Annotated in this window: 27 protein-coding genes and 1 pseudogene; 10 read left to right on the top strand and 18 right to left on the bottom strand. The window is 60.9% G+C overall.

Annotation, left to right across the window (positions count from 1 at the left end; genetic code table 11):
* Position 1: 1 nt before the first annotated feature.
* From rsmD to LOY28_RS27890, 3 genes are read right to left on the bottom strand one after another with little or no spacing between them, the layout of a single operon-like run.
* Positions 2–613, bottom strand: a complete 612-nt coding sequence (gene rsmD, locus LOY28_RS27900) for a 16S rRNA (guanine(966)-N(2))-methyltransferase RsmD (protein WP_018928689.1) — start codon at positions 611–613, stop codon at positions 2–4.
* Complete coding sequence (locus tag LOY28_RS27895; RefSeq protein WP_138866446.1) at positions 613–2,103, bottom strand: pitrilysin family protein; 1,491 nt, start codon at positions 2,101–2,103, stop codon at positions 613–615. The genes rsmD and LOY28_RS27895 overlap by 1 nt, the downstream gene beginning before the upstream one ends.
* A complete protein-coding gene (locus tag LOY28_RS27890) occupies positions 2,096–3,451 on the bottom strand; it encodes a pitrilysin family protein (protein ID WP_018928691.1) in 1,356 nt (451 codons plus the stop codon). The genes LOY28_RS27895 and LOY28_RS27890 overlap by 8 nt, the downstream gene beginning before the upstream one ends.
* A gap of 345 nt (positions 3,452–3,796) precedes the next feature.
* Here LOY28_RS27890 and ftsY point away from each other — a divergent pair, with 345 nt between their 5' ends.
* From ftsY to rpoH, 4 genes are all read left to right on the top strand, one after another.
* Positions 3,797–5,308 (top strand): signal recognition particle-docking protein FtsY, encoded by a 1,512-nt coding sequence (gene ftsY, locus LOY28_RS27885; protein WP_258612795.1) that lies wholly within the window; start codon positions 3,797–3,799, stop codon positions 5,306–5,308.
* Entirely contained in the window at positions 5,305–5,976 is a 672-nt protein-coding gene (ftsE, locus tag LOY28_RS27880; RefSeq protein WP_018928694.1) for a cell division ATP-binding protein FtsE, read from the top strand. Before ftsY ends, ftsE begins: the two co-directional genes overlap by 4 nt.
* A complete protein-coding gene (ftsX, locus tag LOY28_RS27875; protein WP_018928695.1) occupies positions 5,973–6,998 on the top strand; it encodes a permease-like cell division protein FtsX in 1,026 nt (341 codons plus the stop codon). Before ftsE ends, ftsX begins: the two co-directional genes overlap by 4 nt.
* 113 nt (positions 6,999–7,111) lie before the next feature.
* Entirely contained in the window at positions 7,112–7,966 is an 855-nt protein-coding gene (gene rpoH, locus LOY28_RS27870) for an RNA polymerase sigma factor RpoH (protein WP_007897890.1), read from the top strand.
* 99 nt (positions 7,967–8,065) lie between these two features.
* On the opposite strand, the gene mtgA is transcribed toward rpoH, so the two are convergent.
* Positions 8,066–8,788, bottom strand: a complete 723-nt coding sequence (mtgA, locus tag LOY28_RS27865; protein ID WP_258612794.1) for a monofunctional biosynthetic peptidoglycan transglycosylase — start codon at positions 8,786–8,788, stop codon at positions 8,066–8,068.
* A 74-nt stretch (positions 8,789–8,862) separates the two neighbouring features.
* On the opposite strand from mtgA, the gene LOY28_RS27860 reads away from it, so the two are divergent.
* From LOY28_RS27860 to trmB, 4 genes are all read left to right on the top strand, one after another.
* Positions 8,863–9,234: a DUF423 domain-containing protein gene (locus LOY28_RS27860; RefSeq protein WP_018928697.1), complete on the top strand. Its 372-nt coding sequence runs from the start codon at positions 8,863–8,865 to the stop codon at positions 9,232–9,234.
* A gap of 90 nt (positions 9,235–9,324) precedes the next feature.
* Complete coding sequence (gene thiS / locus LOY28_RS27855) at positions 9,325–9,525, top strand: sulfur carrier protein ThiS (protein ID WP_007897898.1); 201 nt, start codon at positions 9,325–9,327, stop codon at positions 9,523–9,525.
* A gap of 63 nt (positions 9,526–9,588) precedes the next feature.
* Entirely contained in the window at positions 9,589–10,383 is a 795-nt protein-coding gene (locus LOY28_RS27850; protein ID WP_007939343.1) for a thiazole synthase, read from the top strand.
* Positions 10,384–10,392: 9 nt separating this feature from the next.
* Entirely contained in the window at positions 10,393–11,118 is a 726-nt protein-coding gene (gene trmB / locus LOY28_RS27845; RefSeq protein WP_018928698.1) for a tRNA (guanosine(46)-N7)-methyltransferase TrmB, read from the top strand.
* Between the two features lie 70 nt (positions 11,119–11,188).
* Here the strand turns inward: trmB and LOY28_RS27840 are convergent, their stop codons facing one another.
* From LOY28_RS27840 to LOY28_RS27795, 10 genes are all read right to left on the bottom strand, one after another.
* Positions 11,189–11,512: a DUF3392 domain-containing protein gene (locus tag LOY28_RS27840; protein WP_018928699.1), complete on the bottom strand. Its 324-nt coding sequence runs from the start codon at positions 11,510–11,512 to the stop codon at positions 11,189–11,191.
* Positions 11,513–11,521: 9 nt separating this feature from the next.
* A complete protein-coding gene (gene hemW, locus LOY28_RS27835; protein WP_258612793.1) occupies positions 11,522–12,724 on the bottom strand; it encodes a radical SAM family heme chaperone HemW in 1,203 nt (400 codons plus the stop codon).
* Positions 12,721–13,317: an RdgB/HAM1 family non-canonical purine NTP pyrophosphatase gene (gene rdgB / locus LOY28_RS27830; protein WP_007939349.1), complete on the bottom strand. Its 597-nt coding sequence runs from the start codon at positions 13,315–13,317 to the stop codon at positions 12,721–12,723. The genes hemW and rdgB overlap by 4 nt, the downstream gene beginning before the upstream one ends.
* Positions 13,314–13,748 (bottom strand): DUF4426 domain-containing protein, encoded by a 435-nt coding sequence (locus LOY28_RS27825; RefSeq protein WP_018928701.1) that lies wholly within the window; start codon positions 13,746–13,748, stop codon positions 13,314–13,316. Before LOY28_RS27825 ends, rdgB begins: the two co-directional genes overlap by 4 nt.
* 26 nt (positions 13,749–13,774) lie before the next feature.
* Entirely contained in the window at positions 13,775–14,395 is a 621-nt protein-coding gene (gene metW, locus LOY28_RS27820) for a methionine biosynthesis protein MetW (protein WP_007939351.1), read from the bottom strand.
* Between the two features lie 7 nt (positions 14,396–14,402).
* Positions 14,403–15,542, bottom strand: a complete 1,140-nt coding sequence (locus tag LOY28_RS27815) for a homoserine O-acetyltransferase (protein ID WP_258612792.1) — start codon at positions 15,540–15,542, stop codon at positions 14,403–14,405.
* A gap of 96 nt (positions 15,543–15,638) precedes the next feature.
* Complete coding sequence (locus tag LOY28_RS27810; protein ID WP_018928703.1) at positions 15,639–15,932, bottom strand: DUF167 domain-containing protein; 294 nt, start codon at positions 15,930–15,932, stop codon at positions 15,639–15,641.
* Between the two features lie 4 nt (positions 15,933–15,936).
* Positions 15,937–16,527, bottom strand: a complete 591-nt coding sequence (locus LOY28_RS27805) for a YggT family protein (protein WP_019580613.1) — start codon at positions 16,525–16,527, stop codon at positions 15,937–15,939.
* A 10-nt stretch (positions 16,528–16,537) separates the two neighbouring features.
* Complete coding sequence (gene proC, locus LOY28_RS27800; RefSeq protein ID WP_258612791.1) at positions 16,538–17,356, bottom strand: pyrroline-5-carboxylate reductase; 819 nt, start codon at positions 17,354–17,356, stop codon at positions 16,538–16,540.
* 34 nt (positions 17,357–17,390) lie between these two features.
* Positions 17,391–18,077: a YggS family pyridoxal phosphate-dependent enzyme gene (locus tag LOY28_RS27795; RefSeq protein WP_018928706.1), complete on the bottom strand. Its 687-nt coding sequence runs from the start codon at positions 18,075–18,077 to the stop codon at positions 17,391–17,393.
* A gap of 56 nt (positions 18,078–18,133) precedes the next feature.
* Between LOY28_RS27795 and LOY28_RS27790 the strand changes: the two genes are divergently transcribed.
* Entirely contained in the window at positions 18,134–19,168 is a 1,035-nt protein-coding gene (locus tag LOY28_RS27790) for a type IV pilus twitching motility protein PilT (protein WP_018928707.1), read from the top strand.
* A 155-nt stretch (positions 19,169–19,323) separates the two neighbouring features.
* On the opposite strand, the gene LOY28_RS27785 is transcribed toward LOY28_RS27790, so the two are convergent.
* Positions 19,324–19,944, bottom strand: coding sequence for a C40 family peptidase (locus LOY28_RS27785; RefSeq protein ID WP_018928708.1), 621 nt, complete (start codon positions 19,942–19,944; stop codon positions 19,324–19,326).
* Positions 19,945–20,194: 250 nt separating this feature from the next.
* Here LOY28_RS27785 and LOY28_RS27780 point away from each other — a divergent pair.
* A pseudogene (locus tag LOY28_RS27780) lies at positions 20,195–20,625 on the top strand (NINE protein).
* Positions 20,626–20,662: 37 nt separating this feature from the next.
* Here LOY28_RS27780 and LOY28_RS27775 read toward each other — a convergent pair.
* Genes LOY28_RS27775 through pyrR form a run of 3 tightly spaced genes read right to left on the bottom strand, consistent with a single transcriptional unit; the run spans position 20,663 to position 23,466 of the window.
* A complete protein-coding gene (locus LOY28_RS27775; RefSeq protein ID WP_018928710.1) occupies positions 20,663–21,934 on the bottom strand; it encodes a dihydroorotase in 1,272 nt (423 codons plus the stop codon).
* Positions 21,931–22,935 (bottom strand): aspartate carbamoyltransferase catalytic subunit, encoded by a 1,005-nt coding sequence (locus LOY28_RS27770; RefSeq protein ID WP_007939362.1) that lies wholly within the window; start codon positions 22,933–22,935, stop codon positions 21,931–21,933. Before LOY28_RS27770 ends, LOY28_RS27775 begins: the two co-directional genes overlap by 4 nt.
* Positions 22,936–22,962: 27 nt before the next feature.
* Positions 22,963–23,466: a bifunctional pyr operon transcriptional regulator/uracil phosphoribosyltransferase PyrR gene (pyrR, locus tag LOY28_RS27765; RefSeq protein WP_018928711.1), complete on the bottom strand. Its 504-nt coding sequence runs from the start codon at positions 23,464–23,466 to the stop codon at positions 22,963–22,965.
* Between the last annotated feature and the right edge of the window lie 38 nt (positions 23,467–23,504).

Genomic DNA, 23,504 nt, shown 5'->3' with positions numbered 1-23,504 from the left:
ACTAGCCGGCGATCCCTGCCATACGTTGCCACAACGCGTAGTACACACGTCCCGATTTTTGCTCCCGATGCAGGCGCCAATTTTCTGGCAAACCCAATATCGACGGTGCGCTTTCGCTTTCAGTGTAGACCCACGCATCGTCGGCCAGCCAATGACGTTCTTCGAGCAGAGTGCAAACCACAGGCAACAGATTCTGATTGAACGGCGGGTCGAGGAATACCAGGTCGAACGCCGTGGCCGGTTGGGTTTCCAGATAGCGCAAGGCGTCGGCAGTCTGTACCTGGCCGTTGGTGCAGCGCAGGGTGCCCAGATGTTCTTTCAGGCTGGACACCGCGATGTTGCTGGCGTCCAGCGCCTGGCCCATGGCCGCGCCACGGGACAAGGCTTCCAGGAACAGCGCGCCGCTGCCGGCAAACGGATCGAGTACCTTGGCCCCGGCGACGTAAGGCGCGAGCCAGTTGAACAGGGTTTCACGCACCCGGTCCGGCGTCGGGCGCAGGCCTGGGGCATCCGGGAAGCTCAGCTTTCGGCTGCGCCATTCGCCACCGATGATGCGCAGTTGGTTCACACCGTTATGCACGTTATGGACAGGTTTTTTTGGGCGAGTGGCCATTAATGCTCCGGAACCCCGAGCGGCTGCTCGGCAGGTTTGTCAGTAGGGGCCGGCAACGGCTTTTGTGGCACGGTCGGGCCAGCGCTGACGATGACCAGTTTATCCGTGCTCAGGTGTTTGTTCAGTGCGGCTTTGACTTGCTCGACGGTCAGGCTCTGGGACTGTTGCATGAAGTCTTCCAGGTAGCTCAGCGGCAAGTTGTAAAAGCCCATGGCGCCGAGCTGACCGACGATATCGGCGTTGCTGGCGGTGGACAGCGGGAAGCTGCCGGCCAGTTCACGCTTGGCGTCGTCGAGTTCTTTCTCGGTGGGGCCGGTCTTAAGGTAGTCGGCGAGCACATCCTGCACCAGTTTCAGGGTGCCTTCGCTCATTTCGGCGCGGGTTTGCAGGTTGATCATGAACGGGCCGCGAGCCTGCATCGGGCTGAAACCCGAATACACGCCATACGACAAGCCACGCTTCTCGCGCACTTCGCTCATCAGCCGGGTGCCGAAACCGCCGCCGCCAAGAATCTGGTTGCCCATGGACAGCGCTGCGTAATCCGGATCGTCACGGTCGATACCCAGTTGCGCGATCATCAGGTTGGTCTGTTTGGACGGAAACTCAATGTGGCCGATGCTGGGCTTGGGGTCGGTCGGTTGTTCGATTTTCGCCAGGGCCGGGCCTTTGGGCAGGTCGGCGGACACCTGGGCGGCAACCGCCTCGGCCTCGGTGCGCGACAGGTCGCCTACCAGCGCAATCACCACGTTGCCGGCGGCGTAGGCTTTCTGATGGAAGGCTCGCAACTGCGCCAGGGTAATCGGGGGAATACTCTTGGCTGTGCCGTCGCTGGAGTGTGCGTACGGATGATCGCCGTACAAACGGTTCATCAGCTCCAGGCTGGCGAGTTTGCCGGGGTTCTGTTTCTGGTATTCGAAGCCGGCGAGCATCTGGTTCTTGATGCGCGCAAACGAGTCGGCGGGGAAGGTCGGCTTGCCGACGACTTCAGCGAACAGCTTCAAGGCAGGCTCGCGCTTGTCCACGGCACTGAGGCTGCGCAGGGAGGCAAGCGCCATGTCCTTGTACGCGCCGTTGCTGAAGTCGGCGCCCAATCCTTCGAAGCCCTGAGCGATGGCGCCGACATCTTTGCCGGCCACACCTTCGTTGAGCATGGCGTTGGTCAGCAACGCCAGGCCGGGTGCATCACCGTCCTGGCTGCTGCCGGCGGCGAAGATCAGGCGCATGTCGAACATCGGCAGTTCACGGGCTTCAACGAACAATACCTTGGCGCCTTCGGCGGTATTCCAGGTCTGCACGTTCAGCGAGCGATGGCTTGGGGCCTTGCCGTCGAGTTCGGCCAGCGATTGCAGCTTTTGGCTGGACTTGGCCTTGTCGAGGGCTTCGCTGGCGTTGGACTCGTCGGGTTTTGACAGATAGAAGGCGGCAGACCCGATCAGTGCAACAGCGATCAGGCCGATCAGGGCCAGACGCGACTTTTTACGCTCACTCATGAGTCGTCTCCTGTGGCAGTACATGGGCGACGCTGAGACGTTCGCGGGTGAAATACAGCTTGGCGGCCTTCTGGATATCTTGCGGGGTCACGCTTTCCAGGTCGGCGAGTTCGGTGTCCATCAGTTTCCAGGACAGGCCGACGGTTTCCAACTGACCGATGGCGGTGGCCTGGCTGGTGATCGAGTCACGCTCAAAAACCAGGCCGGCAATGACCTGCGCTCGTACCCGCTCCAGTTCTTCAGCGGATGGCGCGGTGGTTTTCAGTTGTTCGAGCAGTTTCCACAGGCCGGCTTCGGCCTGGGCCATGGTTTTATTTTTCTGGGTGTTCGGCGAAGCCGACAAGGTGAACAGGCTGTCGCCACGGGTATAGGCGTCGTAGCTCGACGACCCGCCGGACACCAGCTCTTCGCCGCGTTCCAGTTGCGTCGGGATGCGGCCGCTGTAGCCGCCGTCAAGCAGGGCGGAAATCAAGCGCAGGGCGTTCACCGAGCGTTTGTCTTCGGCGGTGGCAATGCTCGGCACGTTGAAGGCCAGCATCAGGCTCGGCAATTGGGTCTGCACATGCAGGGTGATCTTGCGTTCGCCGGGCTCAGCCAGCTCCAGCGGGATTTTCGCCGGTGGCACGTCGCGCTTGGCGATCGGGCCGAAGTAACGCTGGGCCAGGGTTTTGACTTCGTCCGGGGTCACATCGCCGACCACCACCAGAGTGGCGTTGTTCGGCACATACCAGGACTGGTACCAATGGCGCAGTTCTTCGACTTTCATGCGGTCGAGGTCGGCCATCCAGCCGATGGTCGGCGTGTGGTAACCGCTGGCGGGGTAGGCCATGGCCATGAAACGTTCGTAGGCCTTGGACATCGGCTTGTCGTCGGTGCGCAGGCGACGCTCTTCTTTGATCACCTCGATTTCGCGGGTGAACTCGTCGGCCGGCAGGCGCAGGTTGGCCATGCGGTCGGCTTCCAGTTCGAAGGCCACGCCAAGACGGTCGCGGGCCAGCACCTGGTAATACGCGGTGAAGTCGTCGCTGGTGAAAGCGTTCTCTTCGGCGCCGAGGTCGCGCAGGATCAGCGAGGCTTCGCCGGGGCCGACTTTCTCGCTGCCCTTGAACATCATGTGTTCCAGCGCGTGGGACAACCCGGTCTGGCCCGGGGTCTCGTAGCTGGAGCCGACCTTGTACCAGATCTGGGAAACGACGACCGGCGCACGATGGTCTTCGCGCACGACAACCTTCAGGCCGTTGTCGAGGGTGAATTCGTGGGTCGGTTGTGGATCGGCAGCCAGGGCCGAGAGGGGCAGACAAACTGTGCTGAGCAGCAGGCCTGCAGCGCGGCGGGCTAGAGCATTCATTCGTTTTTAAACCTGTTGGGCTGCCCGCTTGGTCTTAGCGTCGGCGGGCGAGAGGGTGCTAGGATACTGATCCGTTTTACTGGCGGCCACGCCTATCAAGCCTTTGATCGGCTTGCAGGTTGTATGGGTTACCGGCAGAAGCTTTGAGTTTGTCAGCTAAACTCTGCGTTTTCGCCGACGATGCCGTTCCAGTCCTTCGTATTAGTCGACCTTTGAGGCGCCGTTGGCTCCTCGACAAAATGTTGCGCGTGAACAAGCTGGATGAATCGCAGTCTGTTCAGCATCGAATTATTTATTTGCCGAGGCGCCTTTTGGCGCGTCGCTACCGTGAGATAGCCGTCCTCCATGTTTGGTTCCAACGACGACAAGAAGACCCCAGCTGCGGCTGGTGAGAAGAAAAGCCTGTTCGGATGGCTGCGCAAAAAGCCGCAGGAACCCGTTGTCGAACAGCCACAGCCACTTTCTGAGCCAACCCCGGCACCGGTTATAGAGCAAAAGCCTGCGCCGATTGCCGAGCCGGTGCTGCAACCTGCGGCCGCGCTCGTACCTGAAACCGAAGTCGCGGCCCCATTGCCGCTGACGCCAGTTGCCACGCCGTGGCTGACTTTGCCGGTAGCGGAAGAGCCGGTGGCGTTGGTTGAAGATGAGCAAGCGCCGCACATCACGCCACCGATTCCGGCCCCGACTGCGTTTGCTCCGGAGCCGGTTCGGGCGCCAGTAGTTGAGCCGGCAGTCGTTGCACCGGCAGCCGTTGCGCCCGTGTTCGTGGCCGAACCTGCTCCAGTGGTTCCAGAGCCGGCAGTGCCAGCATTTGTTGCTCCGGTTGCTCCAGCGCCTGCGCCTGCACCCGTCATCGCTCCTGTTGCCGCCACACCGGTTGCGCCCCTCGAAACTCCAGTCGAGCCTGTGCGTACCGAAGAGACCAAAGCCGGTTTCTTCGCCCGTCTCAAGCAAGGCCTGTCCAAGACCAGTGCCAGCATTGGCGAGGGCATGGCCAGCCTGTTCCTCGGCAAGAAAACCATTGATGACGAACTGCTCGAAGACATCGAAACCCGTCTGCTGACCGCCGATGTCGGCGTCGAAGCGACGTCGGTGATCATTCAGCGCCTGACTCAGAAAGTCGCCCGCAAGGAGCTGGCCGATGCCGACGCGCTGTACAAATCCCTGCAAGCCGAATTGGCAGCGATGCTCAAACCGGTCGAGCAGCCGCTGAAAATCACCTCGCAGAACAAGCCGTTCGTGATTCTGGTGGTCGGCGTCAACGGTGCCGGCAAAACCACCACCATCGGCAAGCTGGCGAAGAAGCTGCAACTGGAAGGCAAGAAAGTCATGCTCGCCGCCGGTGACACCTTCCGCGCCGCAGCGGTCGAGCAACTGCAGGTCTGGGGCGAGCGCAACAAGATCCCGGTGATCGCCCAGCACACCGGCGCCGACTCGGCTTCGGTAATTTTCGACGCTGTGCAGGCCGCCAAGGCCCGTGGCATTGATGTGTTGATCGCCGACACCGCCGGTCGCCTGCACACCAAAGACAATTTGATGGAAGAGTTGAAGAAGGTTCGCCGGGTGATCGGCAAGCTCGATGCCGACGCGCCTCATGAGGTGCTGTTGGTGCTCGACGCCGGTACCGGCCAGAACGCCATCAACCAGGCCAAGCAATTCAACCAGACCGTCGAATTGACCGGCCTGGCGCTGACCAAACTCGACGGCACCGCCAAGGGTGGGGTGATTTTCGCCCTGGCCAAGCAGTTTGGCTTGCCGATCCGTTACATCGGCGTTGGTGAAGGCATCGACGATTTGCGTACTTTTGAAGCAGAACCCTTTGTCCAGGCATTGTTTGCCGAGCGGGAGCGTTCATGATTCGTTTCGAACAGGTCGGTAAACGCTACCCGAACGGTCACGTCGGCTTGCATGAGCTGAGCTTTCGAGTCCGTCGGGGCGAATTCTTGTTTGTCACCGGCCATTCCGGCGCCGGTAAAAGCACCTTGTTGCGGCTGTTGCTGGCCATGGAGCGTCCGACCACCGGCAAATTGCTGCTGGCCGGGCAAGACCTGAGCACCATCAGCAATGCGCAGATTCCGTTCCTGCGCCGGCAGATCGGCGTGGTGTTCCAGAACCACCAGTTGCTGTTCGATCGCACGGTGTTCAATAACGTCGCGTTGCCGTTGCAGATCCTTGGCCTGTCCAAGGCCGAGGTCGTCAAGCGCGTGGACTCGGCCCTGGAGCGCGTGGCGCTCTCGGACAAAACCGATCTCTACCCTGGCGACCTGTCTACCGGCCAGCAGCAGCGCGTCGGCATCGCTCGCGCCATCGTTCACCGCCCGGCCTTGCTGCTGGCGGATGAACCGACCGGTAACCTCGACCCGCGTCTGGCGGCAGAAATCATGGGCGTGTTCGAAGACATCAACCGTCTGGGCACCAGCGTGCTGATCGCCAGTCACGACCTGGCGCTGATTGCCCGCATGCGTCATCGCATGCTGACCCTGCAGCGTGGCCGATTGATCGGCGACGGGGAGGCCGGCGTATGAGTGCGACACGTAGCCCCAAGGTTTCCGAGCGTGTGGCCCCGAAGGCCGCCGACCCGCAACCACAGCAGAAGAAAAAACGCGACGATGACGATGGCCCGGATTTCGCCACGCTGTTCCGCGCCTGGATCGAAAGTCATCGCGCCAGTTTGCTGGACAGCTTGCGTCGCTTGGGCAAGCACCCGATCGGCAGTTTTTTCACCTGCATGGTGATGGCGGTGGCCCTGAGCTTGCCGATGGGTCTGTCACTTTTGCTGAATAACGTCGAGCGTCTCGGTGGCTCCTGGCAGCGTGCGGCGCAGATTTCCCTGTATCTGCAACTTGAGGCCAGCCCTGCCGAGGGTGAGTCGTTGCGTGAGCAGATCAAGGGCATGCCGGGCGTAGCGGATGCCGAATACGTGGGTCGCGATCAGGCGCTGGAAGAATTCCAGCAGCAGTCCGGTCTGGGCGAAGCCCTTAAGGAACTGCCGGAAAACCCGCTGCCGGGCGTGGTCCTGGTGACTCCGAAAGAGGTCGACAAGCCTGCGCTTGAAGCATTACGACAAAAACTTTCCGAGTTGCCGAAGGTACAACAGGCGCAACTTGATCTAGTCTGGGTCGAGCGTCTGGCGGCCATCCTCAAGCTGGGCGACCGTTTTGTCTTCGGTCTGACCGTGCTTTTGGTTTCTGCATTACTTTTGGTGATAGGCAATACCATTCGTCTTCATATTGAAAACCGCCGCACAGAGATAGAAGTGATTAAACTCGTCGGCGGCACGGACAGTTATGTGCGCAGGCCCTTTCTGTACATGGGCGCGCTATATGGCTTCGGTGCGGGGATTCTTTCCTGGGGCGTATTGGCGTTCGGCCTGAACTGGCTGAACGACGCGGTGGTTGGACTGGCCGGTTTGTACGGCAGTGATTTTGCGCTGGCCGGAGTGCCAGTTGCCGACGGTCTGTCGCTCTTGCTTGGCGCGGTGCTGTTGGGGTATATCGGTGCATGGATTGCAGTCGCACGCCACCTGCGGGAGCTTGCGCCAAAGTAATATCATTTTGCTCGTATTGACCTTTCAGCGTTTATGGGAACTTGTTTTTTGGTTTCCGGTCAATTTTCGCAGTGCTGAACTGCACGAGTTATGTAAGTCGGAGGTTTTTTCGTATGACCAATTCTTTGCAACCTGCATATGCTCTGGTCCCGGGTGCGAACCTGGAGGCCTATGTGCACACGGTGAACAGCATTCCATTGCTGACGCCGGAGCAGGAGCGTGAACTGGCCGAGAGTCTCTATTATGAGCAGGATTTGGGGGCGGCTCGGCAGATGGTGCTCGCCCACCTGCGTTTTGTCGTACACATTGCCCGTAGCTATTCCGGTTACGGCCTGGCCCAGGCTGACCTGATCCAGGAAGGCAACGTCGGCCTGATGAAAGCGGTCAAGCGTTTCAACCCGGAAATGGGTGTGCGCCTGGTGTCCTTTGCGGTGCACTGGATCAAGGCGGAAATCCACGAGTTCATCCTGCGCAATTGGCGGATCGTCAAAGTCGCGACCACCAAGGCTCAGCGCAAGCTGTTCTTCAACCTGCGCAGCCAGAAGAAACGTCTGGCCTGGCTGAACAACGAGGAAGTCCACCGTGTGGCGGAAAGCCTCGGCGTAGAGCCGCGGGAAGTGCGTGAGATGGAAAGTCGCCTGACCGGCCATGACATGGCCTTCGACCCGGCCGCGGAAGCGGACGACGACAGTGCCTTCCAATCGCCGGCCAACTACCTGGAAGACCACCGGTACGATCCGGCCCGTCAACTGGAAGATGCCGACTGGAGCGACAACTCCAACCACAACCTGCACGAAGCGCTTGAAGTGCTGGACGACCGCAGCCGCGACATTCTCTATCAGCGCTGGCTGGCAGAAGAAAAAGCCACGCTGCACGACCTGGCGCAGAAGTACAACGTGTCGGCCGAGCGTATTCGTCAGCTCGAGAAGAGCGCGATGAACAAGCTCAAGTTGTCGATCGCTGCGTAACCCGCGCGAAGGCAATAAAAAACGCCCCGATCATTGATCGGGGCGTTTTTGTTTCTGCCCAATTTCCGGTTTAGCGTCGACTTTGTGGGATCTTCGGTGTCATTGAGCCCATGGCGCCCGGCGGGAATCGTTGAGGCCGACCAGATAGCTGTCCCCGCCCAACTGATTCATCTGCTGGCGAATCCACCCCGCCCGCCTTGCAACGTAAGAAGTCGGATGGCTGGCACTCCACACCCGCGGGTTCGGCAGTACCGCGGCCAACAAACTTGCCTGCTGCCGGGACAGCGAACCAGCGCCCACGCCAAAGTGATGCCGGGCCGCCGCTTCGGCGCCGAACACACCTTCATCCCACTCGACGCTATTGAGGTATACCTCAAGAATCCGCTGCTTGGGCCAGAACACTTCGATCAGCCCGGTAAACCAGGCTTCCAGGCCTTTACGCAGCCAGCTGCGGCCAGACCACAGAAACAGGTTTTTCGACACTTGCTGGCTCAGGGTGCTTGCGCCGCGAATCGAGCCGCCGCGCTCGTTATGTGCAAACGCCGCCTGAATCGCGCTGAAATCAAAGCCCCAATGCTCGGCAAACTTCTGGTCTTCACCGGCAATCACCGCGACTTTCAGGTCGTCGGAGATTTCATCCCAGGGTTTCCAGGTGCGTTGCAGATCGATGGGCTCGCCGTCGACCCAGGATTCGATCTTGCGCTCGACCATCAACGCCGTTCCTGGTGGCGGCACCACCCGAAACAGCAGAACCAGCAAAACACTGCCGACCGCGAACCAGAGCAGGGCCTTTGTGAAACGACGGAAAATTATCTGCAGCATAGAGATGGCTTGGCCGAACCCGTTGAGCCGGCCATTATACAGACCCTGCTGATCGAGTCTGACTGGAGTTCTTCATGCTGCGTGGCTTTCTGATGCTTGCCGCTTTCTTCGGATTCACCGGCGTTGCCTTGGGCGCATTCGCCGCCCACGGCCTGAAAAACCGCCTGACGCCTGAGTATTTGGCGATTTTCCACACGGGCGTCACTTATCAACTGGTGCATACCTTGGCGTTGCTGGGTGTTGCATTGCTGGCCACGCAGATTCCCGGTCGTCTGATTACCTGGGCCGGCGCGTCTTTTGCTCTCGGCATTGTGTTGTTTTCCGGCAGCCTGTACCTGCTGACGATGACCGGCATCAGCAAGCTCGGGATCGTTACACCGTTCGGCGGCCTCGCGTTTCTGGTCGGCTGGGTTTGCCTGGGGCTAGCCGCCTGGCGGCTGAGCTGACCACGCAGTCCATTTCGTGACGAATGGCTTGGGTCGCCAAGTCTGATCGGGCTAGAATGCCAGCCCCTAAAAATGATGGCGGCATTCGGCATGCGCATTCAGTTGAACGGCGAATCCCTTGAACTGCCCGACGGTGAAACCGTTGCGGCCCTGCTGACCCGTCTGGAACTGACCGGGCGCCGGGTGGCGGTCGAGCTCAATCTGGATATCGTCCCGCGCAGCCAGCACGCTGAAACCACGCTGAACGACGGCGACTCGGTCGAAGTGGTACACGCCATCGGCGGCGGCTAGCCGCCCGGCCCGAGCGGCCACAGAATCATTGTGCAAGAACCTCACCCCAACAGAGGATTTCCCATGAGCATCGTTCGTAGCGACAAGCCCTTCGTCCTGGCCGGTCGTACTTACCAGTCGCGTTTGCTGGTAGGCACCGGCAAGTACCGTGACATGGAAGAAACCCGCCTGGCCATCGAGGCTTCGGGTGCCGAGATCGTCACCTTCGCCGTGCGCCGGACCAACCTCGGCCAGAACCCGGGCGAACCGAACCTGCTCGAAGTCCTGTCGCCGGATCGCTACACCTTCCTGCCGAACACTGCCGGTTGCTACGACGCCATTGAAGCCGTGCGCACCTGCCGCCTGGCCCGTGAGCTGCTCGACGGCCACAACCTGGTGAAGCTGGAAGTGCTGGCGGATCAGAAAACCCTGTTCCCCAACGTGATCGAAACCCTCAAGGCCGCCGAAGTGCTGGTCAAGGAAGGCTTCGACGTGATGGTGTACACCAGCGATGATCCGATCATTGCCCGTCAACTGGCGGAAATCGGCTGTATCGCAGTCATGCCGCTGGCTGGTTTGATCGGCTCGGGCCTGGGGATCTGCAACCCGTACAACCTGCAGATCATCCTCGAAGAGGCGAAAATTCCGGTGCTGGTGGATGCCGGTGTCGGTACTGCCTCCGACGCCACCATCGCCATGGAGCTGGGCTGTGAAGCGGTGCTGATGAACTCGGCCATCGCCCATGCCCAGCAGCCGATCATGATGGCTGAAGCCATGAAACACGCCATCGTGGCAGGTCGTCTGGCCTACCTCGCGGGCCGCATGCCGAAAAAACTCTATGCCAGCGCCTCCTCGCCGCTGGATGGTCTGATCAAGTAAGAGCCATTGATGACTGAATCAAACGACACGCCTATCCAGCAGGAAGAAGGCGAAGAGCGCCAACACCGCCGCATCAAGAGTTTCGTGATGCGCGCCGGGCGCATGACCGAAGGCCAGCAACGCGGCCTGGAGCAGGGCGCTCCGCTGTTCGTGCTGCCTCTGGCCGATGCGCCGGTGGATTTCGACCAGGTGTTCGGCCGTTCGGCGCCGCGCTCGCTGGAAATCGGTTTCGGCATGGGCCATTCGCTGTTGGAAATGGCCGCGGCCTCGCCGGAGCAGGATTTCATTGGCGTTGAAGTTCACCGTCCGGGTGTTGGCGCGCTGCTCAATGGCGTGCTGACTCAGGGCCTGACCAACCTGCGTGTCTACGATTGCGATGCGATCGAAGTGCTCAACCGTTGCATCGCCGACAACAGCCTCGACCGCCTGATGCTGTTTTTCCCGGATCCGTGGCACAAGAGCCGTCACCACAAGCGTCGTATCGTTCAGGCATCGTTCGCTGAGCTGGTGCGCAGCAAGTTGAAGGTCGGCGGTGTGTTGCACATGGCCACCGACTGGGAGCCGTACGCCGAGTACATGCTGGAAGTGATGAACGTCGCTCCGGGCTATCGCAACCTCGCCGAAGACGGCAAGTGCGTCCCGCGCCCGGCCGAACGCCCGATCACCAAGTTCGAACGCCGCGGCGAACGTCTTGGGCATGGCGTGTGGGATCTGAAGTTCGAAAAGCAGTCCTAAGCCGTAACGCAATACAAAATGTGGGAGCGGCGGTGCGCCGCTCCCACATTTTTTTGTGTGTTATTCGAAGTCAGCGGCGGTCTGCCACAACCCCGATCAACACCAGCACCACCAACAACACCGGCGCCAGGCTGTAGTTGTTGAACTGGCTCAGGCCTTTGATGATCCATGGCGTGGCATAGATCAGCGCTACGCCGCTGCCGACCATGCACAGCAGGGCCATCAGCGGGATGCGCAAGGCGCCAGCGATGCTGCCCAGGCGTTGGTCGACCCAGCCCTTGAGGTCGGCGCCAAACAGCACGAGCAGGCAGCCCACCAGCGCCAGAGAGATTTCCGACAGGTTGCTACGGCTCCAGCGGGACACGGTGGCGAGCAGGTCGAGTACCAGATCCATTCGATTTCCTTATGTCAGAAAAGTCTGCAGCAAGTCATTGAGAAAGAGTTGTCCGCGCATCGTGGCTGCCAGACGTGACGGTTCGACCTGCAACAAGCCACTTTGTTCGGCCTCTCGGCGGCCTTCGGCAAGGCTTTCCAGGGGCAGCCCGGTGCGCTCCGTATACAACCGCGCTTCGACACCCTCGGTCAGGCGCAAGGCGTTCATCAGGAACTCGAACGGCAGTTCTTCGTTGGTCAGCGCTTTCTCGCCAGCCTTGAAGCTTTTGGCCGGATTGAGGTAATCCTTCGGCAGGCGAGTCTTCCAGGTGCGTACGATGCGCCCGTCTGGATGGCTGAGCTTGCCGTGGGCACCGGCGCCGATGCCGATGAAGTCGCCGAAACTCCAGTAATTGAGGTTATGCCGCGCTGGCCGGCCGGGCTGGGCATAGGCCGAGACTTCGTACTGCGCGTAACCGTGTTCGGCCAACAGCGCCTGGCCGGCCTCTTGAATGTCCCACAGGGCGTCATCTTCCGGCAGCGTCGGCGGCTGGTTCCAGAACACCGTGTTCGGCTCCAGGGTCAGCTGATACCAGGACAGGTGCGTCGGCTTCAGGGCGATGGCCTGGCGCAGGTCGCTCAGGGCATCGTCCAGCGTCTGATCGGGCAAACCGTGCATCAGGTCCAGATTGAAGTTGTCGAAGCCAGCCTGGCGCGCCATGTCGGCGGCCCGCACGGCTTCATCGCCGTTGTGGATCCGTCCCAGCGCCTTGAGTTTTTCTTCCTGAAAGCTCTGGATACCGATCGACAGGCGATTGATGCCCAGCGCCCGGTAAGCGCGGAATTTCTCCTGCTCGAACGTTCCTGGGTTGGCTTCCAGGGTGATTTCTATGTCGCTGGCAAACGGAATACGTTGCTCGACACCCTTGAGCAAACGGCCCAACGCCTCGGCGCTGAACAGGCTCGGCGTACCGCCACCAAAGAAGATCGAGCTCAGTTCGCGGCCATAGACCGCATGCAGGTCCTGATCGAGGTCGGAGAGCAGGGCGTCCACATACTCTTGTTCCGGCAGCACCGGGCTGGCGGTGTGGGAGTTGAAGTCGCAATAAGGGCATTTGCGTACACACCACGGGATGTGGATGTACAGCGCCAAGGGCGGCAGCACAGGCAAAGCGGCCCGAGGCGATTGCGCGCCGCCGAAGATCAGCGGCGACGCGGACGATTCAATGGTCATTTCAAGCCCAGACGCTGGCGCAGCAGATCCATTGCACGGGCGCGGTGACTGATCTGGTTCTTGTCGCTGGGCTTAAGCTCGGCGCTGGAGCACTCGCGCTCCGGCACCCAGAACAGCGGATCGTAGCCAAAACCGTGCTCACCGCTGGCCTGGGTCAGGATGCGCCCATGCCACAGGCCTTCGCAAAGGATTGGCAACGGATCGTCGGCATGACGCACCAGCGCCAACACGCAGACGAATTGCGCGCCGCGCTCGGCTTGCGGCACGTCTTTCATGACGTCGAGCAGTTTGGCGTTATTCGCCGCATCGCCCTTGCCGTCGGCATAACGGGCCGAATAGATACCCGGCGCACCGCCGAGGAAATCCACCGCCAGCCCCGAATCGTCGGCCAAGGCCGGCAGGCCGGAAATACGCGAGGCATTGCGGGCCTTGAGAATGGCGTTTTCGACGAACGACAGGCCGGTTTCTTCAGGCTCGACGCTGCTGAACTCGCCGATCGAGCGCAAGTGCACCGATTCGCCCAGCATGGCCTGGAGTTCCTTGAGTTTGCCGGCGTTATGGCTGGCCAGTACGAGTTGCGTGAAATTGATCATTCGCCGGGGAAGAGCTCTTGGTTGAAATTGATGGTGTTGATTTTGTCACCGGTCTGCACCTTGATTTCAAAGGTGCGGATTTCCTGCTGTGGCACCGGATACTGGGCGATGTAGTAGACCGCGCCGGTTTCGGTGATCTGTTTGAACTGCAATGGGACGCTTTGGCTGGTCAGGTCTTTGACCGTCCCGCTGACTTGTGCGGTTTGCGGTTTGCCGTCCTTGATCACCGACACGTTGATCACGCCCTGGTTCTTGCTGCGGATCAGCTCGGCAGCCTTGGCGATGTCCGGTGTCAGATAAGTCGAGTTGAAGGTGTTGTAGTGCACTGTCACATCGCCAAATGTTTCCTGGCGTTCGCTTTTGATGACGTCGGCGGCCATGGCGGTGACGCTCAGGCAGGCAGTAAGTACAAACAGCGCTAGACGACCCATGATCGTTCTCCTCGAAGTGTCGTGATTCAGACCGCGACCTTGTGGTCCGGCAGACCGGGGCTGCTGACGCGATAGATACCGATCTCACCTAACAGATTAGGCCATAGCTTACTGGCCCACCCGTGTCGATGCTGTTGATCCACGGCAAGTCGATCAATGACCTTGGCTTCACGTTCGCGACACAGCGCTTCAAAGTCTTCGAAGGTGCAGAAGTGAATGTTTGGCGTGTTGTACCAGGTGTACGGCAGAAACTCCGAAACCGGCATCCGGCCCTTGCTCGCCAGGTACCAGCGGCAGCGCCAGTGGCCGAAGTTGGGGAAGGTGATGATGCACTGGCGACCGACCCGCAGCATTTCGTCGAGGATCTTGTCCGGGTAATGCACGGCTTGCAGGGCCTGGGTCATGACCACGATGTCGAAACTGTTGCTGGCAAAGTTGCCCAGGCCCTTGTCCAGGTCCTGCTCGATGACGTTGATGCCTTTGGCGACGCACTCGGCAATGTTGTCCGGGTCGTTTTCCAGGCCATAGCCGGTGACCTGCTTGTGGTCACGCAGCCAGGTCAGCAGCTCGCCGTCACCGCAGCCGAGGTCGAGCACGCGGCTGCCGGCGGGGATCCATTCCTGGATGATTTCCAGATCGGCTCTCATGTCTTCCTCAAAGCGATATGCGGTTCATGTAATTGCTGAAGGCCTGCAAGTAACGCGGGATCGGAATCAGGAAGGCATCGTGGCCTTGCGGAGCGTCGATCTCCAGATAGCAGACGTCTTTCCTGGCCGCCATCAGCGCGTCCACCAGCTCCCGAGAGCGGGCAGGGGAGAAACGCCAGTCGGTGGTGAAGGACATCACGCAGAACTTGGCTTTCGCGCCTTCGAAGGTTTTCGCCAGGTCATCGTCGAAGTTCGCCGCAGGGTCGAAGTAGTCCAGCGCCTTGGTCATCAGCAGATAGGTGTTGGCGTCGAAACGCCCGGAAAACTCTTCACCCTGATAGCGCAGGTAGCTTTCGACCTGGAACTCGACACTGTGGAAGTCGTAGTTGAGCTTTTCGCTCTTCAGACCGCGGCCGAATTTTTCGCCCATGGAGTCATCGGACAGGTACGTGATGTGCCCGACCATTCGCGCCAGCATCAGCCCGCGCTTGGGGATCACCCCGTATTCCTGGAATGAACCGCCGTGGAACTCCGGGTCGGTAAGAATCGCCTGGCGTGCGACTTCGTTGAACGCGATGTTCTGCGCCGACAGTTTCGGTGCCGAGGCGATCGCCAGGCAGTGCCGCACGCGATCCGGATAGGTGATGGTCCACTGCAAGGCCTGCATGCCGCCCAGACTGCCGCCGATCACCGCCGCCCATTGGTCGATGCCGAGCAGGTCGGCAAGGCGTGCCTGGCTGTGCACCCAGTCTTCCACGGTCAGTACCGGGAAGTCGGCGCCAAACGGCTTGCCGGTTTCCGGATTGACGCTGCTGGGGCCGGTGGAGCCGTTGCAACCGCCGAGGTTGTTCAGGCTGACCACGAAGAATTTGCGGGTGTCGATCGGTTTGCCGGGGCCGATGCAGCTGTCCCACCAACCGGGTTTGCGGTCGTCGGGGCTGTGGAAGCCGGCGGCGTGATGGTGACCGGACAAGGCATGGCAGATCAGCACGGCATTGCTCGCCGTGGCGTTCAGCGTGCCATAGGTTTCATAGATCAGGTCATAAGCGGGCAGCGAACGACCGCAGGCCAGGGCCAGGGGTTCACTGAAGTGCGCCACTTGCGGCGTCACCAGACCAACAGAATCGGGGGGGAAGGCAGCTGGCATCGACCCTGCTCTCATTGAAATGAGGCGTAAGTCTAAAGACCGCTGTGGCTAGCGGCAAGCAAAGGCCGGGCCTGATTTTCCCTCGCCACATTGAGGTCAGGCCGGGCGCACCAGATCCGGCAAATCCGGCAGCTTCTTCGGCGAACAGATCCGCACTCGCTTCTGCCGGTTCAACTCGCCGCTGATCAGGCTGACCTGGCTCTTGGAAACCCCGAACGCCTTGGCCAGAAACGCCATCAGGTACGCATTGGCCTTGCCCTCGACCGGCGGCGCCGTCAGACGGATCTTCAGGCGATCACCGTGCAGTCCGCAGAAATCATCGCTGCGGGCCGCAGGTTGCAGGTGACATTCCAGAATCAGGTCATCACCGTCCCAGCGAAAGTAGCTCACCGGATCAGATCAGCAGGCGCAGGATCTGCGGCATCATGGTCAAGGCTGCGAGGTTGTTGATCACCAGCATGTCGATCAGCTTGAGCACCATGAACGCCAGGATCGGCGAGATATCCAGGCCGCCGAGGTTTGGCAGAATCTTGCGGAACGGCGCCAGGGCCGGCTCGCAGATCTGGTTCACCAGCTCGGCGCCGGGGTTGTGGCTGCCCGGCGCGACCCAGGACAGGATCACGCTGATGATCAGGGCATAGAAGAAGATATTCAGGAACAGCGCCGTTACGCCGATCAGCGACCAGATCAGCAATTGCAGCGGGTTACCGGTGGTGCCGAAGGTCAGCAGCAGGGTCAGGGCCATCAACGCCAGTTGCACGAGGATTGCCAACACCAGCGAGGACATGTCCAGGCCGAACAGGCTCGGGATGATCCGGCGCAGTGGCTTGAGCAGTGGCTGGGTGGCTTTCACGGCGAACTGGCACAGCGGGTTGTAGAAGTTTGCGCGCACCAGTTGCAGCACGAAACGCAGCAGCACGATCAGCAGGTACAAACTGCCGAGGGTTTGCAGCACGTAAATCGCTGCAGTGTTCAATCCAATCATGTAAGGCTCCTTATTTGCCCAGTTGTTCGGCCATCTCGGCCGAGCGGTGCGCGGCGGCGCCGAGTGCTTTTTCCACCAGGGCTTCGAAGCCGCCGGCCTGGAACGCTTTGATCGCCGCTTCGGTGGTGCCCGCAGGCGAGGTCACGCGGCGACGCAGTTCAGCGGCGTCGACATCACTGGCGACTGCCATGTGTGCAGCGCCCAGCGCGGTTTGCACGGTCAGTTGTGCAGCGATTTCGGGTGGCAGGCCGAGCTTCACGCCAGCGGCGGTCATGGCTTCGATCAGCAGGAAGAAATACGCAGGGCCAGAGCCGGAAACGGCGGTGACCGCGTCCAGTTGCTGTTCTTCGTCCAGCCACAAAGCGATGCCGACTGCCGACAGCAGCTCTTGGGCCTGCTGGCGTTGCTCGGCGCTCACTTGGGCGGTGGCGTACAAACCGCTCACACCCTGGCGCACCAGCGCCGGGGTGTTGGGCATGCAGCGCACGATCGGCTGGGCCCCCAGCCAGTTGTTCATGCTGGCGCAGGTGATGCCGGCCGCAATCGACACCACCAGCTGGTTCGGCTTGAGGCTTGGGCGAATGGCTTCGCAAACGGCTTTCATCGCCTGTGGCTTGACCGCCAGCACGACCACGTCCATGCCCTCAATGGCTTGGGCGTTGTCGGCAAACACTTCGATGCCGTGTTCGGCTTTCACGCGGGCACGGGTTTCTTCGCCCGGATCGCTGGCGCGGATCTGCGCGGCGTCCAGACCTTTGGCGCGCAGGCCGCCGATCAGGCTGGCGGCCATGTTGCCGGCTCCGATAAAGGCAATACGAGTCTTGCTCATGTCAGGTCCTTATAGAGAGGTGAGTCAGCCATGTTCATGGTCGACTGTAATCGCGGGCGCCAAACAGGGCCGTACCGATACGGACCCAAGTGGCGCCCTGGGCGATGGCCGACTCGAGGTCGTGGCTCATGCCCATGGAAAGTGTGTCGAGTGGCAGGTTCAGGCTGGCTTGCAGGCTCTGCACGGCAGCAAAAGCGGCGTCCTGGGCGGCGCGATCTTCAGTCGGCTCGGGAATCGCCATCAGCCCGCGCAATTTCAAACGCGGCAGCGCACTGATGGCATCGGCCAGGGCGGGCAGGTCGGCCGGGGTGCAGCCGGATTTGCTGGCTTCACCACTGACGTTGACCTGGATGCAGATGTTCAAGGGCGGCAAATCGGCAGGGCGCTGTTCGGACAGGCGTTGTGCGATTTTCAAACGATCCACGGAGTGCACCCAGTCGAAATGCTCGGCGATAGCACGAGTCTTGTTCGATTGAATGGGGCCGATGAAGTGCCAGATCAAGGGCAGGTCGGCCAATTCGAGCTGTTTGCCCAAGGCTTCCTGCAGGTAGTTTTCGCCAAAGTCGCGGATCCCGGCGGCATAGGCTTCACGCAGGGCCTCGGCGGGCTTGGTTTTGCTCACGGCCAATAGCTGGATGCTGTTCTCATCGCGGTGGGCGGCTTTGGCTGCTGCCTGGATGCGTGAACTAACCTGAAGAGTGTTGTCTGCTATCGTGGACATCAAGAGGCGCCAGCGGTCTGAAGGTTCGCGGCATTCTACTGGAATTGAGGAGCGCTATGGATATCACTGAGCTGCTGGCTTTCAGCGCCAAACAAGGCGCGTCCGACCTGCACCTGTCCGCCGGCCTGCCACCGATGATCCGTGTCGATGGCGATGTGCGACGCATCAACTTGCCGGCCCTGGACCACAAGGAAGTGCATGACCTGATCTACGACATCATGAACGACCTCCAGCGGGTGGACTTCGAGAAGCATCTTGAAACCGACTTTTCCTTCGAAGTGCCCGGCGTGGCGCGTTTCCGGGTCAATGCCTTCAACCAGAATCGTGGCGCGGGCGCGGTGTTCCGGACCATTCCGTCGAAGGTCCTGAGCATGGACGATCTGGGCATGGGGGACGTGTTTCGCAAGATTACCGAAGCGCCCCGGGGCCTGGTGCTGGTGACCGGCCCGACCGGTTCCGGCAAGTCCACCACGCTGGCGGCGATGATCGATTACCTGAACAACCATCGCCATCACCACATCCTCACCATCGAAGACCCCATCGAGTTCGTCCACGAATCGCGCAAATGCCTGATCAATCAGCGAGAAGTCCATCGCGATACACGCAGCTTCGCCACGGCCCTGCGCTCGGCCCTGCGTGAAGACCCGGACGTGATTCTGGTGGGGGAAATGCGTGACCTGGAGACTATTCGGCTGGCATTGACCGCCGCCGAGACCGGCCACCTGGTATTCGGCACGCTACACACCACCTCGGCGGCGAAAACCATCGACCGGGTGGTGGACGTGTTTCCGGGTGACGAGAAATCGATGGTGCGCTCGATGCTCTCCGAGTCGTTGCTGGCGGTGGTGTCCCAGACACTGATCAAGAAAATCGGCGGTGGGCGGATTGCCGCCCACGAAATCATGCTCGGCACCTCGGCGATCCGTAACCTGATCCGTGAAGACAAGGTGGCGCAGATGTATTCGTCGATTCAGACCGGTGGGTCGCTGGGGATGCAGACGCTGGATATGTGCCTGAAGGATCTGGTGACCAAGGGCGTGATCAGTCGCGAGCATGCGCGGGAGAAGGCGCGGTCGCCGGATAATTTTTGAGGGTTGGAGCGCGACCTGTGGCGAGGGGGCTTGCCCTCGTTCGGCTGCGAAGCAGTCGCAAACTCGGGCGATGCGGTCTTTCTAGTAACGCTTGGTGGCAGGTTTTGGGGCCGCTCCGCGGCCCAACGGGGGCAAGCCCCCTCACCACAATCGGATCAGCGCTGTACGACGCGCAGTTGATTCGGTTCTTTTGGCAGAACCCGCTTGGCAACCACGTAGTGGTTGTCCCAATACGGCTTCTTCAGGGTGTCGATGCTTACCGACTTGCCACGGCGTGGTGCGTGGATGAAGCGGTCGTTGCCCAGGTAGATGGCCACATGGTTGACCCGGCGGCTCTTGATGTTGAAGAAGATCAGGTCGCCTGGCTTCAGTTCGTTGCGATCGACTTTCTCACCGTGACCGCTGGCCATGGCATTGGAGGTGCGTGGCAGGTCGAAGGTCGCGTCGTTGAACGCGTATTTCACCAGGCCGCTGCAATCGAACCCTTTACTTGGGCTGCTGCCACCCCAACGATAAGGTGTGCCGAGCACGTTTACCGCGCGGCTCAACACGTTGCTGCTTTCCTTGGTCGCCATCGGCGGAACCAGCTTGCCGTTGGCGCGGCTCAGTTGGGTGGAGCGTTTTACCGTCTGTTGGTTTTTGCTCGAAGGAGCAGAAACATGGGATTTTGGGGTGTAACCATTAACGTTCGGAAGACGTTGCTCACGATTGGTGGCGTGGGCGGCCAGAGGCAATAATAGGCAAATGGTTAGCCATGTCTTGAAAAATGGACGCATTAGGCAAGGCTCGTATGGGTTAGCGCGCAACTTTATAACAGCTTTTTTGTCCCTTCCGAGGCCGTTGGTCGATTCAACCTTGGGGTCAACGGAACCAAATAAGCGGCAATTTGGCGCAATTGTCGGACACAAGTCAGGTGTTACAAGGCTTTGACGGGACCCAAGGTAGCATTCGCCGTATGTCGGCTGCCTGTAAAAAAGTCACAAAGAATTCAAGAATATTTCTCTATCGCGTGAATCGAGGCCATCCATGAACACCTATCGACAACCCGTTTCACAACAAGACACGCACAGCAAAGTGATCGGTTACCTGCTGTGGATTTTCGGTTTTACCGGGGCTCACCGCTTCTATTACGGCAAGCCTGTGACCGGGACGATCTGGTTTTTGACCTTGGGCCTGCTGGGTATTGGCTGGTTGATCGACGTGTTCCTGATTCCGGCCATGGATCGTGAAGCAGACCTGCGCTTTACCGCCGGCCCCATCGAATACAACGTCGCGTGGATTCTGCTGACGTTCCTTGGGGTATTCGGCGTACACCGGATGTATCAGGGGAAGTGGATCAGCGGGTTGCTGTACCTGGTCACGGGCGGGTTGTTCTTTCTGGGGTGTTGTATGACTTCTGGACGCTGAACGATCAGATTTCAATTCGTAACGCGCAGAACAGAGGCGCCTTCCAGTAAGTAGTGGCGAGGGAGCAAGCTCCCTCGCCACAGGGTTTTACGCCTGGTGGCTGATCCGCCCATCCACCAGGGTATAACGCACCACGCCCGGCAGGCTGTGGCCAATGAACGGGCAGTTTTCGCCCTTGGACAGCCAGGTTTCACCGGCCACGGTCGAGGCCGTCGGGTCAAACAGCACGATGTCTGCCGCGCCACCTACTGCCAATTTCCCTGCCGGCAGGCGCAACGCCTCGGCAGGGCCGGCACTCAGGCGTGCCAACAGCGTCGGCAGGTCGAGCAAACCGTCTTCCACCAAGGTCATCGCCAGCGGCAGCAGCAGTTCAACGCTGCTGATGCCCGGTTCGGTCGCGCCGAACGGTGCCAGCTTGGCGTCGCGCTCATGGGGCTGGTGATGGCTGGAGATGGCGGATACCACACCGGACTTCACCGCTGCCCGCAGGCCGTCGCGGTCGGCGCGGGTGCGCAGCGGCGGCTGGACGTGATAGAGGCTGCTGAAGTCGATCAGCGCTTCGTCGGTGAGGATCAGTTGATACAACGCCACATCCGCCGTGACCTTCAGCCCGCGAGCCTGGGCCTGAGCGATCAGCGCTACGCCGCGCGCGCTGGTGAGCTGGCTGAAGTGCGCACGTACGCCGCTTTGCTCGACCAGCAGCAGATCCCGGGCCAGGGCCACGGTTTCGGCGGTTTCCGGAATGCCCGGCAGACCGAGGAAGCTTGCGGTCGGGCCTTCATGGGCCAGGCCACCTTCGGCCAAGTCGTGATCCTGCGAGTTGAAAATCACCGTCAGGTCGAACGTCGCCGCGTACTCCAGCGCCCGGCACAGGGTGCGGGTGTTGCGGAAGCTCTCCAGGCCATTGCCGAAAGCCACGCAGCCGGCATCGCGCAAGGCGACCAGTTCGGCCAGCTGCTCGCCGTCCAGGCCTTTGCTCAGGGCGCCGATCGGGAAAACTTTGGTGTTGCCGGCCTCACGAGCACGGTCGAGGATCAATTCGGCCACGGCCGAGGTGTCCAGCACCGGTTTGGTTTTCGGCGGGCAGCACAGGCTGGTCACGCCGCCGGCGGCAGCTGCGCGGGTTTCGCTGGCGATCGAGCCTTTGCGGCTGTAGCCCGGCTCGCGCAGGGCAACGTTCAGGTCAACCAGGCCCGGGGCGGCCACCAGGCCCTTGGCGTCGATGGTGTCGACGGCAACAAAACCGGCCGGAGCGGCGCCAAGGGCGACGATCTTGCAGGCTTCAACATGGATGTCAGTCACTTGATCCAGGCCGCTGGCCGGATCGATAACGCGTGCGCCGAGAATGCTGAGCTTCACTGGGCGTTCTCCTGCTCGAATTGGCGCTGGGCTGTTTGCCCGCTCATGGCCATGGACAGCACGGCCATACGAATCGCGATGCCGTAGGTCACTTGGTTGAGAATCACCGAGTGCGGACCGTCGGCCACCGCCGACTCAATCTCCACCCCACGATTGATCGGCCCAGGGTGCATCACGATGGCATCGGGTTTGGCACCGGCCAGGCGCGCGGTGGTCAGGCCGAACAGGCGGTAGAACTCGCCTTCGCTCGGCAGCAGGCCGCCGGTCATGCGCTCACGCTGCAAGCGCAGCATGATCACTACGTCGACGTCTTTCAGGCCTTCGGTCATGTCGGTGTAGACCTTCACACCGTATTGCTCGATGCCGATCGGCAGCAGGGTTTTCGGCGCGATCACGCGGATGTCCGGGCAGCCGAGGGTTTTCAGGGCCAGCATGTTCGAGCGCGCCACCCGCGAGTGCAGGATGTCGCCGACGATGGCCACCGAGAGGTTTTCGAAGCCACCCTTGTGCCGACGAATGGTGAGCATGTCGAGCATGCCCTGGGTCGGGTGCGCGTGACGGCCGTCGCCACCGTTGATGATCGCCACTTGCGGGCAGACATGTTCGGCAATGAAGTGCGCCGCGCCAGAATCACCGTGACGCACGACGAACATGTCGGCGGCCATGGCTTCGAGGTTGCGCAGGGTGTCGAGCAGGGTTTCGCCCTTGCTCGCCGATGACGTGGACACGTTCAGGGTGATCACGTCAGCCGACAGCCGCTGGGCTGCCAGTTCGAAGGTGGTGCGGGTGCGGGTGGAGTTCTCGAAGAACACATTGCACACGGTCTTGCCGCGCAACAACGGGACTTTTTTCACCGCCCGGGCGCCGACTTCGAGGAACGAGTCGGCGGTGTCGAGGATTTCCGTCAGCAGCTCGCGGCGCAAACCGTCGAGCGAGAGGAAGTGGCGTAGCTGGCCCTGATCATTGAGCTGCAGCGGGCGCTTGGTTTCTAGAGGCGTCATCGCGAGGGGGACTCTCAATAGGGCGAATTAAAGGGCGAGGTCTTGCAGTTCGAGCTTGAGTTCCGGACCGGACAACTTCACCCGTTCGTGGGCCGCCAGTGACAGGGTCGCTCCGACTATATTCGGGCGGATCGGCAGCTCAGCGGCGTCCAGGTCCAGCAGGCACACCAGCGTCACGCTGGCCGGGCGGCCGTAGTCGAACAGTTCGTTCATCGCGGCGCGGATGGTCCGACCACTCATCAGTACGTCGTCGATCAGCACCAGATGCTGGCCTTCGATCTCGAAGGGCAGCGCCGAAGGGCGTACTTGCGGGTGCAGGCCGCTCTGGCTGAAGTCGTCGCGGTAGAAGGACACATCAAGGGTGCCCAGCGGCGCGTCGCTGCCCAACTCCTTGAGCAACGCCTGAGCGACCCAGATGCCACCGGTCCGAATACCGATATAACGCGGTTCGCTGATGCCACGGTTTTCCAGGTAAGCCTTGAGACGGATCGCCATCTGGCTGATCAGTTCGGCGGGATTAGGCAGGCTCATGGTTTGCTCCTTCTTGGTCCCGAGCCCTGCTTTTGGGG

It is taken from the genome of Pseudomonas sp. B21-017 (assembly GCF_024749245.1).
Classification (GTDB): Bacteria; Pseudomonadota; Gammaproteobacteria; order Pseudomonadales; family Pseudomonadaceae; genus Aquipseudomonas.
The sequence above is the reverse complement of the archived record's forward strand: the minus strand, read 5'-3'. Positions and strand labels throughout refer to the sequence as shown.

Bases quoted from the DNA above. Each gene is read 5' to 3' on its own strand.
- LOY28_RS27895 (WP_138866446.1), bottom strand. From the start codon at position 2,103: ATGAGTGAGCGTAAAAAGTCGCGTCTGGCCCTGATCGGCCTGATCGCT.
- LOY28_RS27770 (WP_007939362.1), bottom strand. From the start codon at position 22,935: ATGACGCCTCTAGAAACCAAGCGCCCGCTGCAGCTCAATGATCAGGGC.
- LOY28_RS27790 (WP_018928707.1), top strand. From the start codon at position 18,134: ATGGATATCACTGAGCTGCTGGCTTTCAGCGCCAAACAAGGCGCGTCC.
- LOY28_RS27825 (WP_018928701.1), bottom strand. From the start codon at position 13,748: ATGGGTCGTCTAGCGCTGTTTGTACTTACTGCCTGCCTGAGCGTCACC.
- pyrR (WP_018928711.1), bottom strand. From the start codon at position 23,466: ATGAGCCTGCCTAATCCCGCCGAACTGATCAGCCAGATGGCGATCCGT.
- trmB (WP_018928698.1), top strand. From the start codon at position 10,393: ATGACTGAATCAAACGACACGCCTATCCAGCAGGAAGAAGGCGAAGAG.
- LOY28_RS27840 (WP_018928699.1), bottom strand. From the start codon at position 11,512: ATGGATCTGGTACTCGACCTGCTCGCCACCGTGTCCCGCTGGAGCCGT.
- LOY28_RS27850 (WP_007939343.1), top strand. From the start codon at position 9,589: ATGAGCATCGTTCGTAGCGACAAGCCCTTCGTCCTGGCCGGTCGTACT.
- ftsE (WP_018928694.1), top strand. From the start codon at position 5,305: ATGATTCGTTTCGAACAGGTCGGTAAACGCTACCCGAACGGTCACGTC.
- LOY28_RS27785 (WP_018928708.1), bottom strand. From the start codon at position 19,944: ATGCGTCCATTTTTCAAGACATGGCTAACCATTTGCCTATTATTGCCT.
- hemW (WP_258612793.1), bottom strand. From the start codon at position 12,724: ATGACCATTGAATCGTCCGCGTCGCCGCTGATCTTCGGCGGCGCGCAA.
- thiS (WP_007897898.1), top strand. From the start codon at position 9,325: ATGCGCATTCAGTTGAACGGCGAATCCCTTGAACTGCCCGACGGTGAA.
- LOY28_RS27795 (WP_018928706.1), bottom strand. From the start codon at position 18,077: ATGTCCACGATAGCAGACAACACTCTTCAGGTTAGTTCACGCATCCAG.
- proC (WP_258612791.1), bottom strand. From the start codon at position 17,356: ATGAGCAAGACTCGTATTGCCTTTATCGGAGCCGGCAACATGGCCGCC.
- rdgB (WP_007939349.1), bottom strand. From the start codon at position 13,317: ATGATCAATTTCACGCAACTCGTACTGGCCAGCCATAACGCCGGCAAA.
- rpoH (WP_007897890.1), top strand. From the start codon at position 7,112: ATGACCAATTCTTTGCAACCTGCATATGCTCTGGTCCCGGGTGCGAAC.
- metW (WP_007939351.1), bottom strand. From the start codon at position 14,395: ATGAGAGCCGATCTGGAAATCATCCAGGAATGGATCCCCGCCGGCAGC.
- LOY28_RS27805 (WP_019580613.1), bottom strand. From the start codon at position 16,527: ATGATTGGATTGAACACTGCAGCGATTTACGTGCTGCAAACCCTCGGC.
- mtgA (WP_258612794.1), bottom strand. From the start codon at position 8,788: ATGCTGCAGATAATTTTCCGTCGTTTCACAAAGGCCCTGCTCTGGTTC.
- LOY28_RS27815 (WP_258612792.1), bottom strand. From the start codon at position 15,542: ATGCCAGCTGCCTTCCCCCCCGATTCTGTTGGTCTGGTGACGCCGCAA.
- LOY28_RS27860 (WP_018928697.1), top strand. From the start codon at position 8,863: ATGCTGCGTGGCTTTCTGATGCTTGCCGCTTTCTTCGGATTCACCGGC.
- ftsY (WP_258612795.1), top strand. From the start codon at position 3,797: ATGTTTGGTTCCAACGACGACAAGAAGACCCCAGCTGCGGCTGGTGAG.
- rsmD (WP_018928689.1), bottom strand. From the start codon at position 613: ATGGCCACTCGCCCAAAAAAACCTGTCCATAACGTGCATAACGGTGTG.
- LOY28_RS27890 (WP_018928691.1), bottom strand. From the start codon at position 3,451: ATGAATGCTCTAGCCCGCCGCGCTGCAGGCCTGCTGCTCAGCACAGTT.
- ftsX (WP_018928695.1), top strand. From the start codon at position 5,973: ATGAGTGCGACACGTAGCCCCAAGGTTTCCGAGCGTGTGGCCCCGAAG.